This is a genomic window from Burkholderia sp. Bp8992, from assembly GCF_003853705.1.
In the GTDB taxonomy this organism is placed as follows: domain Bacteria; phylum Pseudomonadota; class Gammaproteobacteria; order Burkholderiales; family Burkholderiaceae; genus Burkholderia.
In genome coordinates this window covers 64,957-79,245 of the sequence record NZ_QTQI01000005.1, presented here as the reverse complement: position 1 = coordinate 79,245, position 14,289 = coordinate 64,957, and the positions used below count along the sequence as shown (strand labels likewise).

Below are 14,289 nucleotides of genomic sequence, written 5' to 3'. Positions count from 1 at the left end.
GGCTCCGGCCCGCTCAGCCGCCGCCGTGCGCGGCGAACAGCGCGCGCAGCAGCGCCATCAGCCCGCTGTCGGGGCTCAGCAGCGAATGCAGCGACGCATACACCACCGGCAGGAACAGCATCATCATCAGCAACGCGAGCGCGCTCTTCAGCGGCTGCGAGAACACGAAGATGTTCAGCTGCGGCACCGCACGCCCGACGAGGCCGATCCCGAGCTCGACGAGGACCAGCACGATCGTCACCGGTGCGGCGAGCTTCACCATCCATTCGAAGATCGTGTCGGTCTGCCGCACGATGAAGGTCTGCAGCATCGACGAGAAATCGGGGCCGAGCGAGCCGATCGGCCACCACGCGTACGACTGCGCGAACAGCTGCACGAGCACCTGCAGGCCGCCCGCCGTGACGAACAGCGCGATCGCGACGAAATTCAGGAATCCCGACGTCGGGCCGCCTTCGTGACCGCCCATCGGATCGAAGAACGCGGCGCTGCCGCTGCCGGTCTGGAAGTCGATCAGGTAGCCGACGCCCTGGATCGCGAACAGCACCGCGCTGAACGCGCCCGCGAGCAGCATGCCGACCACCGCCTCCTTCGCGACGAGCAGGCACCACATCAGGAACGGCAGCGCGGCCACCTGCGCGGCATCGATCGCCGGCGCGACGAACGCGGCGATCACGACGGCGATGCCGTTGCGCACGAGACCCGTGATGATCTGCTCGTTGAACACGGGCACGACGAACATGATCGGCAACAGGCGCGGCATCACGTAGAGCAGCGGTCGCAGCGTGCCCGCGACGTCGTTGAAACCCGCGGCCTGGTCTAGCATCGGCGCTCCGCGGCGGCAGGCGAAGCGGTCTCGTCGGCCGCGGCGGATGCGCCCGGTTCGATGCCGGCTTCAGCGTCGGTCATCTCCGCATCGAACGCGGCGGCCGCTTCAGGCTGCGCGGACGCATGACCGGACACATCGCCCGCGCCGGCCGCCCACGCGCCGGCCGTCGAGAAACGCCGCACCGCGTAGCCGTCCGCCACTTCGTCGGCGTCGCGCTCGACGCGCGCGGCGCGCGCATGCAGCGCCTTCTCGCCGGCCTTCTCGAGCTTGTCCTCGGCGGCCTTCGCCTTGCGCGCGGCGCGCTGCAGGTCGGCCAGCGTCGCCTCGTGGCCGCGATGCACGTGCGCGGCCTCGTGCACCGATGCGTTCGCGGTGCCGATGTGGCGGTCGAACGTGCGGGTGTCGGCCGCGGCATCCTGCAGCGCGCGCGCCTCGCGCAAATCGTCGGCGAGCCGCGCCTGGATCGCGGCCTTCGCGGCAACCTGCTGCGCGAGCTGCGCGTGCGCGGCATCGAGCGCGCGGCGGCTTTGCGCGGCGATGCCCTGCTGGCGCGCGGCCGCGACGCGGGCGATCTGGCTGCGCATCTCGCGCACGCGCTTCAGGCGCGCGAGCGTCGCGAGCACGAGGCGGTCGTCGGCTTCAGACATGATCGTTCGCCAGCTTCATCAGCTTCGCGAGCTGCGCGTCGAAACGCACGTCCTCGTCCGACGCCTGCGCGCAGAACGCGCCGATCGCGTCGCGCGCACGCAGCGCGAGATCGCCGAGGCGGTCGCTGCCTTCGCGATATTCGCCGATCTGCACGAGCAGCTCGATCTCCTGGTACTTCGCGATCAGCTCGCGCACGCGCGCGGCGGCATGCTGGTGCGCGCGGCTCGCGACGAGCGGCATCACGCGCGACAGGCTCGCGAGCACGTCGATCGCCGGATAGCGGTTCGCGAGCGCGATCTTGCGCGACAGCACGATATGGCCGTCGAGGATCGAGCGCACTTCCTCGGCGATCGGGTCCGACTCCTCGTCGCCTTCGACGAGCACCGTGTAGAGCGCGGTGATCGACCCGTGCGCGCCCTGCCCCGCGCGTTCGAGCAGGCGCGGCAGCACCGCGAACGTCGACGGCGGGAAGCTGCGCCGCGTCGGCGGCTCGCCGCTCGCGAGGCCGACCTCGCGTTGCGCACGGGCAAAACGCGTCAGCGAATCGACCAGCAGCAGCACGCGCTTGCCCGCATCGCGGAAATGCTCGGCGATCGCGGTGGCGACCAGCGCGGATTTCACGCGCTCCATCGCGGGGCGATCGGACGTCGACACGACGACGATCGACCGTGCGCGCACCTCCGGCGACAGGCTGTGCTCGATGAATTCGCGCACCTCGCGGCCGCGTTCGCCGACCAGCGCGATCACGTTCACGTCGGCCTGCGCGCCGCGCGCGATCATCCCGAGCAGCGTGCTCTTGCCGACGCCGGACGGCGCGAAGATACCGACGCGCTGCCCGATGCCGAGCGTCATCAGGCCGTCGATCACGCGCACGCCGGTCGGAAACGGCGTGTCGATCATCTTGCGCGCGAGCGGATTCGGCGGATCCTGCTGCGTCGATACCCACGCGGCGCCCGTCACGGGGCCGCGATCGTCGAGCGGCCGGCCGAGCCCGTCGAGCACGCGGCCGAACAGCCCTTCGCCCACCGGAAACACGTGCTCGCGCCCGGACGGCACGACGGTCGTCTCCGGCGACAGCCCGGCCACGTCGCCGAGCGGCGTAAGCAAGGTCGTCTGCCGCGAAAAGCCGACCACCTCCGCGAGCAGCGTCGGCTGGTTCGGCGTGCGCAGCTCGCAGATCTCGCCGAGCCGCGCCCGGATGCCCGTCGCGTTCAGGATCTGCCCGACCGCGTGGTTGACGCGCCCCTGCACCGACACCGGCGAGAAGAACGCGAGCCCCGCATCGAGTTCGCCGACGAGGCGGCCGCGATCGAACGGTGCGCCGTCGTCGTCGCCGAACGGTTGCGGATCGTCGAGCGGCGCGTTCATCGCGCGGCACCCTTCAGCGCATCGCGGCGGATCGCCTGGCGCAGCGCATCGATCTGCAGGTCGAGGCTCGCGTCGATGCGCCCCGACGGCGTCTCGACCGTGCACGCGTGGCGTTCGAGCTGCGCATCCTCGACGATGCGGATCTTCTGCCGGTTCGACTGCCCGGCGAACGCGCCGTCGAGCGCATCGCGCATCTCGTCCTTGCGGCCGGGCGCGACATGCACGACCAGAAACGCCTCGTCGCGCACCAGCGGCGCGATCCGCGCGAGCGCGGCCTCGTACAGCTTCTGCGTGCTCATCTCGCCGACGATCGCGCGCACGGCCTTCACGACGATATCGGCCATCGCGTCCTTCATCGTCTCCATCGTGCGCGTGGCGGCCAGCGCCTGCGTGTACGCCTGCGCGGCCTGCTCGCGCTGCGCGCGGCGCATGCCTTCGTCGTAGCCGGCGGCCTGGCGCTTGTCGAATTCGCGCTGGGCATCGGCGACGATGCGCGCGGCCTCTTCATGCGCGGTCGCGATCACCGCGGACGCATCGAGCAGCGCCGCGTATTCGCGCTCCTTGAGCACCTTGCGCTCCGACAGCAGCTGCAGGTTGTCGCTCGTGATCAGAAAAGCCAGTCCCATGACGCAAGCCTCTCGGGAATCAGAAACAGGAACATCAGTTCGCCGAACTGGTCGCGCTGCGCGCGGTTCAGCCAGTAAGGCGCTTCATCGTCGATCGCGCGGTTGAATTTCAGGCGCACGCGCCGCGCGACGGCGTCACCGGCCACGCCGATGAAATCCGCGAGCAGGCGAGCACCGCGCGCGCGGATCACGACCGGCAGCGCGGCGGGATCGGCTCGCCACGGCTCGAGCGTCTCGGCAAGCGCGCCGAATTCCGGCGCGCGTTCGAGCGTCAGTTCCAGCGCGTCGCCGCCGAGCCGCGCCGCGACTTCCGCGCGGATGCGGCGCCCGGCCAGCGCGTCGCGCAGCCAGGTGCGATGCAGCAGCAGCCCCGCATACGCGGCCAGTTGCTCGAGCGCCGCGCCCGGCAGCAGCGCGAGCCGCGCGCACGGGTTCGCGACGTCGAAGTCATGCCAGTCGGCTACCCCGTTCGCAGCGAGCAGGTGCCGCGCGAGCAGCTTGCGGCCGGCTGCGCCGAACGCGTCCGGCGAACGATAGCGCGCAGGCCAGTCGGCCGGCACGCGCGTCACGTGCAGGTAGCGGTCGGGCCGCAGGTTGAAGTCGCACACGAGCGCGTGAAACGCGCTGCGGCGCGCAGCCGGCGGCGGCGCGAGCGGCTGCAGCCACGGCAGCGGCACGGCGTCGGCCGGGTCGGGCCCGGCGCCTGGCAACGGCGCGTGCGGATCGCTCATGCGCCGTCGCGCGCACCGTCCGGCGTGCGCAGGCCACCGCCCGACTGCGACGCACCGCCGGTGCCGTTCGCGCCGCGCGGCGCGCCGAGCAGGCCCGCGAGCCGCGCGCCGAACATTCCGCGCCGTGCGGCCGACAGCGCAATCACCGCGCAGGTCAGCAGGATCAGCGCGAACACGAGCCAGCCCAGCGGCGAGCGCAGCCGCAGGACGTCCGATACCGCGCTGCCGATGCCGTCCACGCGCGTCGCGCGCGCGGCGGCCGGCTGCAGGAACAGCGACACGTTGTCGTATTGCAGCCCTTCGATGCTGTGCGCGACGAGATCCTTGACCATCGGCGCCATCGCGCGCAGGTCGACGCCCGGCCGGTAGCGGATGTACACGGCCGCCGACGACGGCTTGATCTTGTCCGCGAGCGGATCGTTCTCCGGAATCACGACCTGCACGCGCGCGACGACCACGCCCTCGATGTCCTGCAGCGTGCGCGACAGGTCCTGCGACACGCCGTACAGGTAGCGCACGCGTTCCTCGGCCGGCGTCGACACGAGGCCCTGCTTCTGGAACAGCTCGCCGAGGCTCGCGTAGCTCGGCTTCGGCAGCCCGTTCGCGTGCAGCACCGTGAGCGCCGGCTGCATGTCGCCGTCGGCGACGCTCACGAGCCACGCGTTGCGGTCCGACGTGTCGCGCGCATCGTTGTCCTTCGACGCGCTGATGCCCGCGTCGCCGAGCACCGCGATCATCTGGTTCGCGTCGCGCTCCGACAGGCCCGAGTACAGCTCCTTCTGGCACCCGGCCAGCAGCACGAGCAGCCCCGCGAGCAGCGCGCGCGCCGCCCGGCTGCGCCACGCATGCACGCGTGGCGTCGAATCGATCGTCGTCATCGTTTGTCCGCTTCAGGGTGCGTGAGGCCATCGACGGCCCGCACGCACGCTTTCACTCCTGCGTCTTCAGCACGGTGTGCGTGAAGCCGTTCGCCGCCTGCGCGACCGACAGGCTCAACTGGTATTCCGAAATCGTGGTGGTCGCCGTCCACTGGAAGTCCATCGCCTTCACCATCGTCATCAGCGGGTCGCTGCGGTTGTCCGCCATCGACGTCAGCATCTCGCTGCGATGCTTGTCGATGTTCGCGTACCGCGAATCGAGATCGTTGCCGTAGGTGCGCAACCGCTCGACGAGCGACGACTGGTTCGCCTGCGCGGGCGTCATCTGCACGGCCGGCGCTGCATCCGCCGGCGCGCGCGACATCGCGACGCCCGATGCGGACGGCGGAGCGGACGGCGATGCCCCCGGTTGCATCAGCGCATCGAACTGGCGCACCTGCGCCGGATCGGACGCCGCTCCCGCCTGCTGCTGCGCGGCACTCGCGAGCGCGGCCGCGCCCGGCGGCGCCGCGCCTACGCCTGTCACTGACATGTCCATGCCCTCCTTGAATGGCCGACACCGGACCGGATCGGTCGGGCCAGCCCGGAACGGGCCGGCCGGCACGCACGCATCCGCCGCCGGACGCCCTCGTCGGGCAGACCCGGCGCGCGGTTACGCGCGGCACGGCCGGCGGCCGGCGTCATGCGCGGCCGGCCGAGCTCAGGTGTTGCGCAACCTGGGCGTTCGCCGTCCCCTCTTGCGCGGTCACTGCGTTGCTGGTTTCGAACGTGGCCGTCGACTGCTGGACCTGGAAGTTGATCTTCGTCAGTTCGAGCTGCGTCTTGGTCAGGTCGTCGGCCTGCTGCTGGACCTGGTTCGTGTTGGTTGCACCTGCTGCCTGCGTACCCATGTTGCGCTCCTTTACGTGAACGTCATCCACCTTCCGGCGGCGGCCCCATGCCCCGCCTGCGACGGGGGGCGCCGCGCCCATGCGACGCCCCGCGTATTGCACGCACCGCGCGCCGCGCGATGCGCATGACCTGTCGCGACGCTAGTGCGCCGCCTCCTTCGATGCGCCGGCGGCGGCCGCCGCCTCCGGCAACAGCGTCGGCCCCGGCACCGGCTGCGCGACCCCGGCGGCCGCGCCGCTCGCGAGCGGCGCCACGGGCGGCGCCGGCGCCTGCTCGGGCGCACTCGCCGACGGGCCGCCGAGCGGCATCGTGATGCGCTGGCCGCCGCGTTCGAACACGACTGCGTCCGGGCCGATCGACACGACGGTCGCGCCCTCCTTCAGCCGCGCACCTTCGAAATAGCGGCTGCCGTCGGCCGTCTCGATATAGCGCTGGTCGCCGTCGCCGGCGAACACCGTCGTGATCTCCGGAATGCCCGCCATGCCGCCGAGCGTCGTCGCCGTGCGCGGCGCGGCCGGATCGGCATCGCGCACGTGATCGACCACTTCGAGCGCCGGACGCGCGTCCTTCATGTAGTTGCGGATGCGCGGCTCGATCTGCGCGCGCGCGGCCGCCCCCGTCAGCTCGATCCGGCCGCGGCCGAGATACGTGACCGTCAGCGCCGTATCGCTGAAGTAGGTCTGCGCGGTCGCGACCAGGTCGCTGACCACGTAGATGTTGCCGAGCGCCGCGTTGTCGACGCCCGCGACGATCTGCGCGACGCGTTCGCGCGCGGCCGGGTCGCTGACGTAGCCGGACACGATCACGCCGTCGTCGCGCGGCGCGACGGCCAGCTCCGGATACGCATGCAGCAGTTGCTGCAGCCGGTGCGTGCGCGCGAGCACCGATTCGTGCTGCCACGGCAGGCGCCCCGACCACGTGACGAAGCCGTAGCCGAGCGCGCCGAGCAGCACGCCGAGCCACAGCGCGACCAGCGCGATCACGAGCCGCCGGCTGCCGAGGCGGCGCAGCCCGCCCGTGAGCCAGCCGAGCCACGCGGCCTCGTGCGCGGCGGCCGGCGCATCGGCTTCGTCCGGCACCGCGACGCTCGCCTGCGCATGCCGCGCGATCCCGAGCCGGATCGAACCGACCGTCACGACGTCGTGCGGCGTCAGCGAGCGGCGGCCCGCGCCGAGCGGCTCGTCGTTGAACAGCACCGCCGCGCCGGTCTCGCCGCCGTGGTTCTGCACCGTCACCGCGAGCGCGCCGACCTGCAGGCACACCTGCTTCGCGCCGATCTCGCGATCGGGCAGGATCACTTCGCAATCGGCCGCCGTGCCGACCCAGTTCGCGCCGCGCGCGAGCGACATCGTGCGGCCGTACATCGGCCCGCTCAGGAAGCACAGGTTCCACGGCGACGCGAGCGCGGCCGAACCGGCCCCCGCGCCTCCCGCGCCGCCGGGCAATGCGCCGTCGCCGTGCGGATCAATGATGGTCGTCGACATGGGTGGTGGCTCCTGCGGTCGTCGCCGCCGGCCGCGACGCCGCATCCTTAGGCGGCGGCAGCGCGGGCGGACCGAACTTCGTGCCGGGCAGCGGCGTCGGCGTCAGCGGCACCGCGACGTCGTTGTCCGGCGGCCGATACATCGACATCCCTTCCTGGCTCGCCGGCCCGTCGGCGCCCGGATTCACGGGCGATCCGTCCGGCGCGTACATCGACGCGGTCGTCACCACGCGCGGCGTCAGCAGGTAGAACCGCTCCATGTGATTGCCCGACTTGTCGGTGTACTTGAACAGGTTGCCGATCAGCGGAATGTCGGACAGCCAGGGCACGCCGCTCTTGTTCAGCCTCACCTCGTCGTCGTTGAAACCGGCGATCAGCAGGCTCTTGCCTTCGTCGATCATCGTCTTGGTGACGATGTTGCGCTGCTGGATCACCGGCACGTTCGACACGGCCTGCCCCGGTACGATGTTGCCGTCCTGGATGTCGATCGACATCATCACGCTCTGCGGATTGCCCGACACGGCCGCCGCGTTGCGGATCGCCTCGTCGACGATCATCGGCGTCACCTTGATGCTCGTGCCGGTCGTCACGCTGTACAGCGACGAATCCTGGTAGCCCGGCACCTGTACGTAGAACTGCGTAAGGTTCTCGAGGATCGCCTCGGTGTTGTCGAGCGCGAGCACCTTCGGCTTCGATCGCATCTGCGCCTGGCCCTTCTGCGCGAGCGCGTTGATACGCGTGAGCAGGTAATTGCGCAGCGACCCGCCGATCGACGCGGTCAGCGCGATGCCGGTCGGCATGAACGCGCCCGTCTGCCCGGTTTCCGACGTGCCGATGCCGAACGTCAGCGGCGGATTGCCGACGCCGTTGTACTGCGTGTTGCCGTTCAGCGGGTTTTGCCCGTTGCCGATCTGCACGTCGCCGTGCGTCGTGTGCAGGCGCCAGTCGATCCCGAGGCTGTCGAGCGAATCCTCGTTGATGTCGATGATCGTCACGTTGATCTCGACGATGCGCGGACGCTCGTCGAGCTGGCCGATCAGCGACTGGTAGCGGTACATGTTCTCCGGCAGGTCGCGCACGATCACCGCGTTGATCGCCGGGTCGGCGACGATCTGCGGCAGCGTTTCGCCGCCGCTGCTCGAGAACGGCGAGAAGCCGCCGCTCGCGCCGCCGTCGCCGGAATAGCCGCCCGAACGCGGGCCGCCGGAGATGTCGGGGAAATCGAGGCGCGGCACCGCGATCGTCAGCCCCGAGCCGAGCTTCACCTGGCGCGCGGCCTGGCCGAGCGACGGGTTCGTCGGTGCCGCCGCCGTGTCGCCGGCCTTGCCGAACAGCCGCCGCAGGATCGTCGCGACACCGGGCACCGTCACTTCCTTGCCCGAACGGTTAATCGTGAAATCCGATGCCCAACCGTACTTGAGCCGGAACGCGCGGATATCCGCATGCGCACCATTCGCCGACGGATCGCCGACCGAGCCGACCGCCTGCCGCACGAGCTCGACGTAGCGGCGCGGGCCGGCCACGTACACGCTGTTCGCGCGATCGTTGATCACCAGCGTGTAGCGCTTGTCGGGAATCTGCATCGCCTGCAGTGCACGGCCGATTTCACCGGAGGCATTCGGCGGGATCGGGATCATCTGCGTCTGCGACTGGTCGGCCGGATCGACGTACAGGAACGAGCCGTCGTAGTACCACGTGAGCCCGTAGGTCGAGCAGATCGTCTCGAGCGTCTGTTGCGGCGTGCCCGAGAAGCGGCCGCTGATCACGCCGTCGACCTTCGGGTCGACCACCGCCGTCACGCCCTGCGACGACGCGAGCTCGCGGATGAAGTCGCCGATCTTCTTGCCGTTCGCGACGATCGTGAACGGCTTGTTGCGCCAGCGCAGGTCCGCGGCCCGCGCATGCTGCGCGGGCGCCATGCACAGCGACGCCGTGAGCAGCGCGGTCGCGCACATGGCGAGCGCGGCCCGTTGCAGGCTGCGCGGTTGAAACGGGATCGAGGCGACGCGTCGACGCATCAAAGGACTCCTGTGGAAGAAACGAACATGCGTTCCAGCGCCTGCTGCGCGAAGCGCAGCACTTCGCCGCCGAGCCAGGCCGACAGCAGCACGAGTGCGACCATCACGGCGATCAGCCGCACCGCGATGCCGATGTTGGCGTCCTGCACCTGCGTGACGGCCTGCAGGATCGCGACGACGAGGCCCGTGACGGTGGCGATCAGCACGATCGGCAACGACAGCAGCAGCACGAGCATCAGCGCCTGGCGCGTCAGGTCGAGGATCGTCGAGCTCGTCATTGCGCGGCTCCCGGTACACGCACGTCGGCGCCCGCGCCGACCGTGCCGTCATCCGGCGGGTTCTTGACCCAGCCGACCGTATGCAGCTGCACGTCTTCCTCGACTTCCTGGTACGACAGCACCGCGAGGTCGGGCAGCACGGGCTGCAGGATCGTCTTCACGTAGCGGCGCGCACCGAGCGCGACCATCACCGCGAGCCGCGCGGCGCCCTGCGCGGTGCCGTGGCCGCCCGCCTGCGCGGCCTGCACGATCGCGCGCACCTGCTCGCCGATGTCCTGCTTGACCGCGCTCGACAACGCGAGGAAATTGCCCTGCTTCGTGCGCATCACCGCACTCTCGATCCGCTCCTGCAGGTTCTGCTCGAACAGCACGACCCGCAGCTGGCGCGTCGTGCCCGCATGGCGGTCGGTGATCATCCGGCGCAGGTCGACGCGCACGAGCTCGACCAGCGCGATCACGTCGTCCGGTTCGTTCGGCGCCCACGTGATCAGGCTTTCGAAGATCACGCGCAAATTGCGGATCGGCACCTGCTCGGCGAGCAGCCTGCGCAGCACCTCGGTCACGCGCTGCAGCGGCACGAGCCGCGTCAGCTCGCCCACGAGTTCCGGGTGCTCGCGGCGCACCAGATGCACGAGCGCCTGCGTTTCCTGGATCCCGAGCAGTTCGTCCGCATGCTGGCGCACGATCTGCTCGACGTGCGCGGCGAGCGCGCTTTCGCTCGACAGCCACTTGCCGTCCGGCGCGGGGCCGTCAGGCTTGATCCACAGCGCGGTCGCGAACGGGCCGAATGCTTCGGCCGGCTGGCGCTCCGCGCGCTCGGGCAGCGGCGCGACGCCGTCCCACAGCAGCCAGCCCGGCTTCAGCGCGCCGTGCGCGGCGAGCACGTCCTGCAGATAGATCCGGTACGTGCCGGCCGCCGCACCTTCGTCGTCGTTCAGCGTGATGCGCGGGAACACCGTGCCGATGTCCGCATCGACGCGCGCCTTCGCGCTCGACAGCGCGGCCTGCAACTGCGCGAGGTTCAGGCTCGTGCGCAGGTCGTCGGACAGCGACACCGCGATCAGCGACGTGACGCCCGCCGCATGCGACACCTTCGCCGGCTGGCCGTCGTCGGCCGCGCCGACACGCCCCGCGATCTGGATCAGGTTGAAACTGGGCGCGGCCGTCTTGCGCTTGAGCTGCGAGAACGCGAACACGCCGAGGCCGATCGCGATCAGCGCGAACGACCATTTGGGGAAACCGGGCACGACGAGAAAGCCGGTCAGCACGACCGCCGCGATCAGCAGCGCACGCGGATGCGCACCCAGCTGCTCGCCGAGCTGTTCGCCGAGCTGGCGCTGCCGCGCATCGCGCGTCGCGACGCGGGTCGTCACGATGCCGGCCGCGATCGACACGAGCAGCGACGGAATCTGCGATGCCATCCCGTCGCCGACCGTCAGGATCGCGTAACGTTGCAGCGCCTGGCCGATATCCATCCCGTGCATCAGCGTGCCGACCGCGATCCCCGCGACGATGTTGATGAACGCGATCACGAGGCCCGCGATCGCGTCGCCCTTCACGAACTTCATCGCGCCGTCCATCGCGCCGTGCATCTGCGATTCCTGCTCGAGCTTCTCGCGGCGCTCGCGCGCTTCGTCCGCGCTGATGATGCCCGCGCGCAAGTCCGCGTCGATGCTCATCTGCTTGCCGGGCATCGCGTCGAGCGAGAAGCGCGCGCCGACTTCCGCCACCCGCTCCGACCCTTTCGCGATCACGATGAACTGCACGACGGCGATCACGAGGAACACCACGCCGCCCACCACGACGTTGTTGCCGACCACGAGCCGCCCGAACGCGTCGATCACGTGGCCCGCGTTCGCGTGCAGCAGGATCAGCTTGCACGACGCGATGTTCAGCGCGAGCCGGAACAGCGTCGTGAACAGCAGCAACGCAGGAAACGACGAGAAGCTGACCGCCGACGGCACGTAGGTCGAGACCGTCAGCAGCACGACGCTCGCGGCCAGGTTCAGCGAGATCATCCCGTCGAGCGCGGCCTGCGGCAGCGGCAGGATGAACAGCGCGACGACCGCGATGATGAACGCCGCGATGAACAGGTCGGCGCGCGGCGACGCGCCCCCGAGACGCCGTCCGGACACGCCACGGCCAGCGGAAAACAACCGCTGCCAGTCGCGGGAGAGCGCCTTCGGTTCTGCCATCGTGCCGGTGTCCTGTCGTTATCGCCGGCTGGCACGGGCAATCCTGCCCCTGCCGCGCGGACCGTTGAATGGGACGAGTGTAGCGACGGGAAACGGTGGAAAAAGGGACGCGCCTCGTAGCGTGAAAGCGCGTTTTCCGGCGACGATCGAATCGGACTACGAAACCCGGCGGCACGCCCGGGAGCGCGCCGCCGGAACCGCTTCCATTGCGTGCGAACCGCCGGCGCGCGCACGTCGGCGGTGCGTCAGGCGACGGTTACAGGCGCCGCGCGGCGAGATACGCGAGTTGCGCGCGGTTCTGCACGTTGAAGAGTTTCTCGAGCGAACGGATGTGATGGCCGACCTTGTGCAGCGACGTGCGCAGCGCGCTCGCGATCTCCTGGTCGGATAGCCCGTGCACGAGCCGGTCGAGCACCTGTTGCTGCTCGTCGCCGAGCGCGAAGCCACGCATGCGGGCGATGCGCGCCTCGAGGAACGGCAGCGCGACGCGATGCACGGCGAGGCTGACCGACAGCGCGCCGCCGATCACCCGATCGTCGATCCATTCGGTGCCGTGCGTCTCCGACGTCACGTTCACCGCGACGCGCAGGTCGAGACGCGGCGCCGACAGGCTGAAGATCACGCCGCTGTTCATTGCGTGCGCACGCAAATGGCCAGCGAGCGCCAGCACCTTGCGGTCGCCGCTGCCCTGCGCGGCCGCCTCGATCTCGTCGAGCCGCCATGCGACCGGAAAGCCGCTCTGCCGCACCTGCGCGAAACGCGGGTCGCTCTCGTAGAGCATTCCCTCGATGAACGGCTGCATGAACGTCGCCGGCGCGAGGTCGCGCAGCAGATGCGCGCACAGAATGCGCCGCCCGATCATTTCGTAGGCGCCGTAACCGAGCGTACTGAATCCGATTTGCCGCAATCGCGCATGGCATTGCGCGAAATCGATTTGCGCAAGGTCGGTTTTACCGGATCCGATTTGAATGCCGGTAAAAAAGTCGCGCTCGATTGCCTGATATTCGTTCGAATAAGCGGCAGCGGTCGCTATATCGGCCTGTGAGAACCATTCGACGCGTGGTGCGCCGTCAGCATGTGTCATGAGGAGCCCGCCCCTTTCCCAATATATGAAACTGCGCCCCGTCACGATCTGGTCTTTTCTTTATGATTTTCTGGTAATCAATATATGCGCGCGAACATGAACCTTTCGCCGCAATTAGTATTACGGCATATTACGCATACACAGGCATTTTTGTACAATGCCCCCGCGTTTCGTCAGGGATGACGATCGGCGCATATCAAAACGATGCTCGATCGCACCGCCGCGAATGCCGTTCACGATACGGCCGCCGCCAGGCGATGCGCGTCGATTCCGAGGGATGGCTCATGTCCGATATTGCATTGCATGAAGAAGCGGTCGCCCCAACCTTTGCACGCCCGTCGCGCGGGTCGGGCGCCTGCGCGGATGCGCTGCGGGAGCGCGCCGTGCAGGTCGTCTGGTGCGACGACGTGAAGCGCGGCGACGTCGCGCAGCCGCACGCGCCGAAGCTCGGCGTCGCCGATACGCTCGCGCACGCGCAGAGCACGGCCGAGCGCAACCGGATCGTCACGAGCCTGCTGCATCTGACAGGCTTCTCGACGTTCGCGTACTTCGCGCTCGAATTCGCGCGCGACCGTGTCGAAAGCCTCTACCTGCACGAAGCGTTCACGCCGCCCACCTATCGCGGCGACTATGTGCGCCACAACCACCACGATGTCGATCCGCGCACGCTCGGCGCGCGCGTGTGCAACATGCCGATCGTGTGGGACCTGCAGCAGCTGCGGCGCGATCACCGCGAGCGCGAGGACAGCCCGTACGCGAGCCCCGCCGCGCTCGACGGCTTCCTGCAGACGATGCAGGACGACGGCATGTGCAGCGGCATCATGTATTCGATGGCCGTGCCCGGCACGCGGCTGCATGCGTTCATGAGCTTCACCGCGCCGCGCCGTACGCGCGAATGGATCACGCCGGCGACCATCGAGCAGGCGCTGTCGATCGGGCTGTCGGTGCACAAGTTCGCGTCGCCTCAACTGATCTCGACGTCGCGCGAGCGCGCGGTGAACGGGCTCACGCCGTTCGAACAGGAACTGCTGCTCGGCATTGCCGAAGGCGCATCCGACAAGGAGATCGGCCGGCGCCTCGACACCAGCGCGCACAACGTCGACTATCACCTGCGCAAGTTGCGCAAGCGCTTCGGCGTCGCGAACCGGATCCAGCTCACGTACCTGACGTCGAAGCTCGAGCTGATCTGAGCGCGCCGCAACGGCGTTTCATGAAATCGAACGCGTAAACGCACATGCCGGCCTCGCGGGCCGGCATGTGCGG

14 protein-coding genes are annotated in these 14,289 nt (G+C 69.5%); 1 reads left to right on the top strand and 13 read right to left on the bottom strand.

The genetic code is table 11. The features are described 5' to 3' along the window. Positions 1-13: 13 nt before the first annotated feature. The 13 genes from sctT to DIE03_RS09470 all read right to left on the bottom strand — a co-directional run bounded on the left by sctT (position 14) and on the right by DIE03_RS09470 (position 13,026). The gene (sctT, locus tag DIE03_RS09530; RefSeq protein ID WP_124449661.1) at positions 14-823 is read right to left on the bottom strand and encodes a type III secretion system export apparatus subunit SctT; all 810 of its coding nucleotides are present in this window, start codon (positions 821-823) and stop codon (positions 14-16) included. Next, positions 817-1,473 (bottom strand): hypothetical protein, encoded by a 657-nt coding sequence (locus DIE03_RS09525; protein ID WP_124449659.1) that lies wholly within the window; start codon positions 1,471-1,473, stop codon positions 817-819. The genes sctT and DIE03_RS09525 overlap by 7 nt, the downstream gene beginning before the upstream one ends. Further along, positions 1,466-2,842, bottom strand: a complete 1,377-nt coding sequence (sctN, locus tag DIE03_RS09520) for a type III secretion system ATPase SctN (RefSeq protein WP_124449657.1) — start codon at positions 2,840-2,842, stop codon at positions 1,466-1,468. The genes DIE03_RS09525 and sctN overlap by 8 nt, the downstream gene beginning before the upstream one ends. Then, complete coding sequence (gene sctL, locus DIE03_RS09515) at positions 2,839-3,468, bottom strand: type III secretion system stator protein SctL (RefSeq protein WP_124449655.1); 630 nt, start codon at positions 3,466-3,468, stop codon at positions 2,839-2,841. The genes sctN and sctL overlap by 4 nt, the downstream gene beginning before the upstream one ends. Then, complete coding sequence (locus DIE03_RS09510) at positions 3,450-4,199, bottom strand: SctK family type III secretion system sorting platform protein (protein ID WP_124449653.1); 750 nt, start codon at positions 4,197-4,199, stop codon at positions 3,450-3,452. Before DIE03_RS09510 ends, sctL begins: the two co-directional genes overlap by 19 nt. Then, complete coding sequence (gene sctJ, locus DIE03_RS09505) at positions 4,196-5,077, bottom strand: type III secretion system inner membrane ring lipoprotein SctJ (RefSeq protein WP_124449651.1); 882 nt, start codon at positions 5,075-5,077, stop codon at positions 4,196-4,198. Before sctJ ends, DIE03_RS09510 begins: the two co-directional genes overlap by 4 nt. Positions 5,078-5,129: 52 nt before the next feature. Further along, positions 5,130-5,609: a hypothetical protein gene (locus DIE03_RS09500; protein WP_124449649.1), complete on the bottom strand. Its 480-nt coding sequence runs from the start codon at positions 5,607-5,609 to the stop codon at positions 5,130-5,132. Positions 5,610-5,757: 148 nt separating this feature from the next. Then, on the bottom strand, positions 5,758-5,967 hold the full coding sequence (locus DIE03_RS09495; protein WP_124449647.1) for a hypothetical protein: 210 nt from the start codon (positions 5,965-5,967) through the stop codon (positions 5,758-5,760). 141 nt (positions 5,968-6,108) lie between these two features. After that, positions 6,109-7,452 carry a type III secretion system inner membrane ring subunit SctD gene (gene sctD, locus DIE03_RS09490; RefSeq protein ID WP_124449645.1) on the bottom strand — a complete coding sequence of 448 codons (1,344 nt, stop codon included), beginning with the start codon at positions 7,450-7,452 and terminating at the stop codon, positions 6,109-6,111. Continuing rightward, positions 7,433-9,469, bottom strand: a complete 2,037-nt coding sequence (sctC, locus tag DIE03_RS09485; protein WP_124449643.1) for a type III secretion system outer membrane ring subunit SctC — start codon at positions 9,467-9,469, stop codon at positions 7,433-7,435. Before sctC ends, sctD begins: the two co-directional genes overlap by 20 nt. Then, positions 9,469-9,747 (bottom strand): type III secretion system export apparatus subunit SctS, encoded by a 279-nt coding sequence (gene sctS, locus DIE03_RS09480; RefSeq protein ID WP_124449641.1) that lies wholly within the window; start codon positions 9,745-9,747, stop codon positions 9,469-9,471. Before sctS ends, sctC begins: the two co-directional genes overlap by 1 nt. Further along, the gene (sctV, locus tag DIE03_RS09475; protein WP_124449639.1) at positions 9,744-11,942 is read right to left on the bottom strand and encodes a type III secretion system export apparatus subunit SctV; all 2,199 of its coding nucleotides are present in this window, start codon (positions 11,940-11,942) and stop codon (positions 9,744-9,746) included. Before sctV ends, sctS begins: the two co-directional genes overlap by 4 nt. Positions 11,943-12,198: 256 nt before the next feature. Further along, positions 12,199-13,026: an autoinducer binding domain-containing protein gene (locus DIE03_RS09470; protein WP_124449637.1), complete on the bottom strand. Its 828-nt coding sequence runs from the start codon at positions 13,024-13,026 to the stop codon at positions 12,199-12,201. A gap of 284 nt (positions 13,027-13,310) precedes the next feature. Between DIE03_RS09470 and DIE03_RS09465 the strand changes: the two genes are divergently transcribed. Further along, positions 13,311-14,216 (top strand): LuxR family transcriptional regulator, encoded by a 906-nt coding sequence (locus tag DIE03_RS09465; protein WP_124449635.1) that lies wholly within the window; start codon positions 13,311-13,313, stop codon positions 14,214-14,216. Positions 14,217-14,289: the final 73 nt, after the last annotated feature.

Excerpts from the sequence above, each read along its gene's own strand:
- sctC (WP_124449643.1), bottom strand. The coding sequence starts at position 9,469 with ATGCGTCGACGCGTCGCCTCGATCCCGTTTCAACCGCGCAGCCTGCAA.
- DIE03_RS09495 (WP_124449647.1), bottom strand. The coding sequence starts at position 5,967 with ATGGGTACGCAGGCAGCAGGTGCAACCAACACGAACCAGGTCCAGCAG.
- sctJ (WP_124449651.1), bottom strand. The coding sequence starts at position 5,077 with ATGACGACGATCGATTCGACGCCACGCGTGCATGCGTGGCGCAGCCGG.
- sctN (WP_124449657.1), bottom strand. The coding sequence starts at position 2,842 with ATGAACGCGCCGCTCGACGATCCGCAACCGTTCGGCGACGACGACGGC.
- sctS (WP_124449641.1), bottom strand. The coding sequence starts at position 9,747 with ATGACGAGCTCGACGATCCTCGACCTGACGCGCCAGGCGCTGATGCTC.
- DIE03_RS09465 (WP_124449635.1), top strand. The coding sequence starts at position 13,311 with ATGTCCGATATTGCATTGCATGAAGAAGCGGTCGCCCCAACCTTTGCA.
- DIE03_RS09500 (WP_124449649.1), bottom strand. The coding sequence starts at position 5,609 with ATGTCAGTGACAGGCGTAGGCGCGGCGCCGCCGGGCGCGGCCGCGCTC.
- DIE03_RS09525 (WP_124449659.1), bottom strand. The coding sequence starts at position 1,473 with ATGTCTGAAGCCGACGACCGCCTCGTGCTCGCGACGCTCGCGCGCCTG.
- sctV (WP_124449639.1), bottom strand. The coding sequence starts at position 11,942 with ATGGCAGAACCGAAGGCGCTCTCCCGCGACTGGCAGCGGTTGTTTTCC.
- DIE03_RS09470 (WP_124449637.1), bottom strand. The coding sequence starts at position 13,026 with ATGACACATGCTGACGGCGCACCACGCGTCGAATGGTTCTCACAGGCC.
- DIE03_RS09510 (WP_124449653.1), bottom strand. The coding sequence starts at position 4,199 with ATGAGCGATCCGCACGCGCCGTTGCCAGGCGCCGGGCCCGACCCGGCC.
- sctT (WP_124449661.1), bottom strand. The coding sequence starts at position 823 with ATGCTAGACCAGGCCGCGGGTTTCAACGACGTCGCGGGCACGCTGCGA.
- sctL (WP_124449655.1), bottom strand. The coding sequence starts at position 3,468 with ATGGGACTGGCTTTTCTGATCACGAGCGACAACCTGCAGCTGCTGTCG.
- sctD (WP_124449645.1), bottom strand. The coding sequence starts at position 7,452 with ATGTCGACGACCATCATTGATCCGCACGGCGACGGCGCATTGCCCGGC.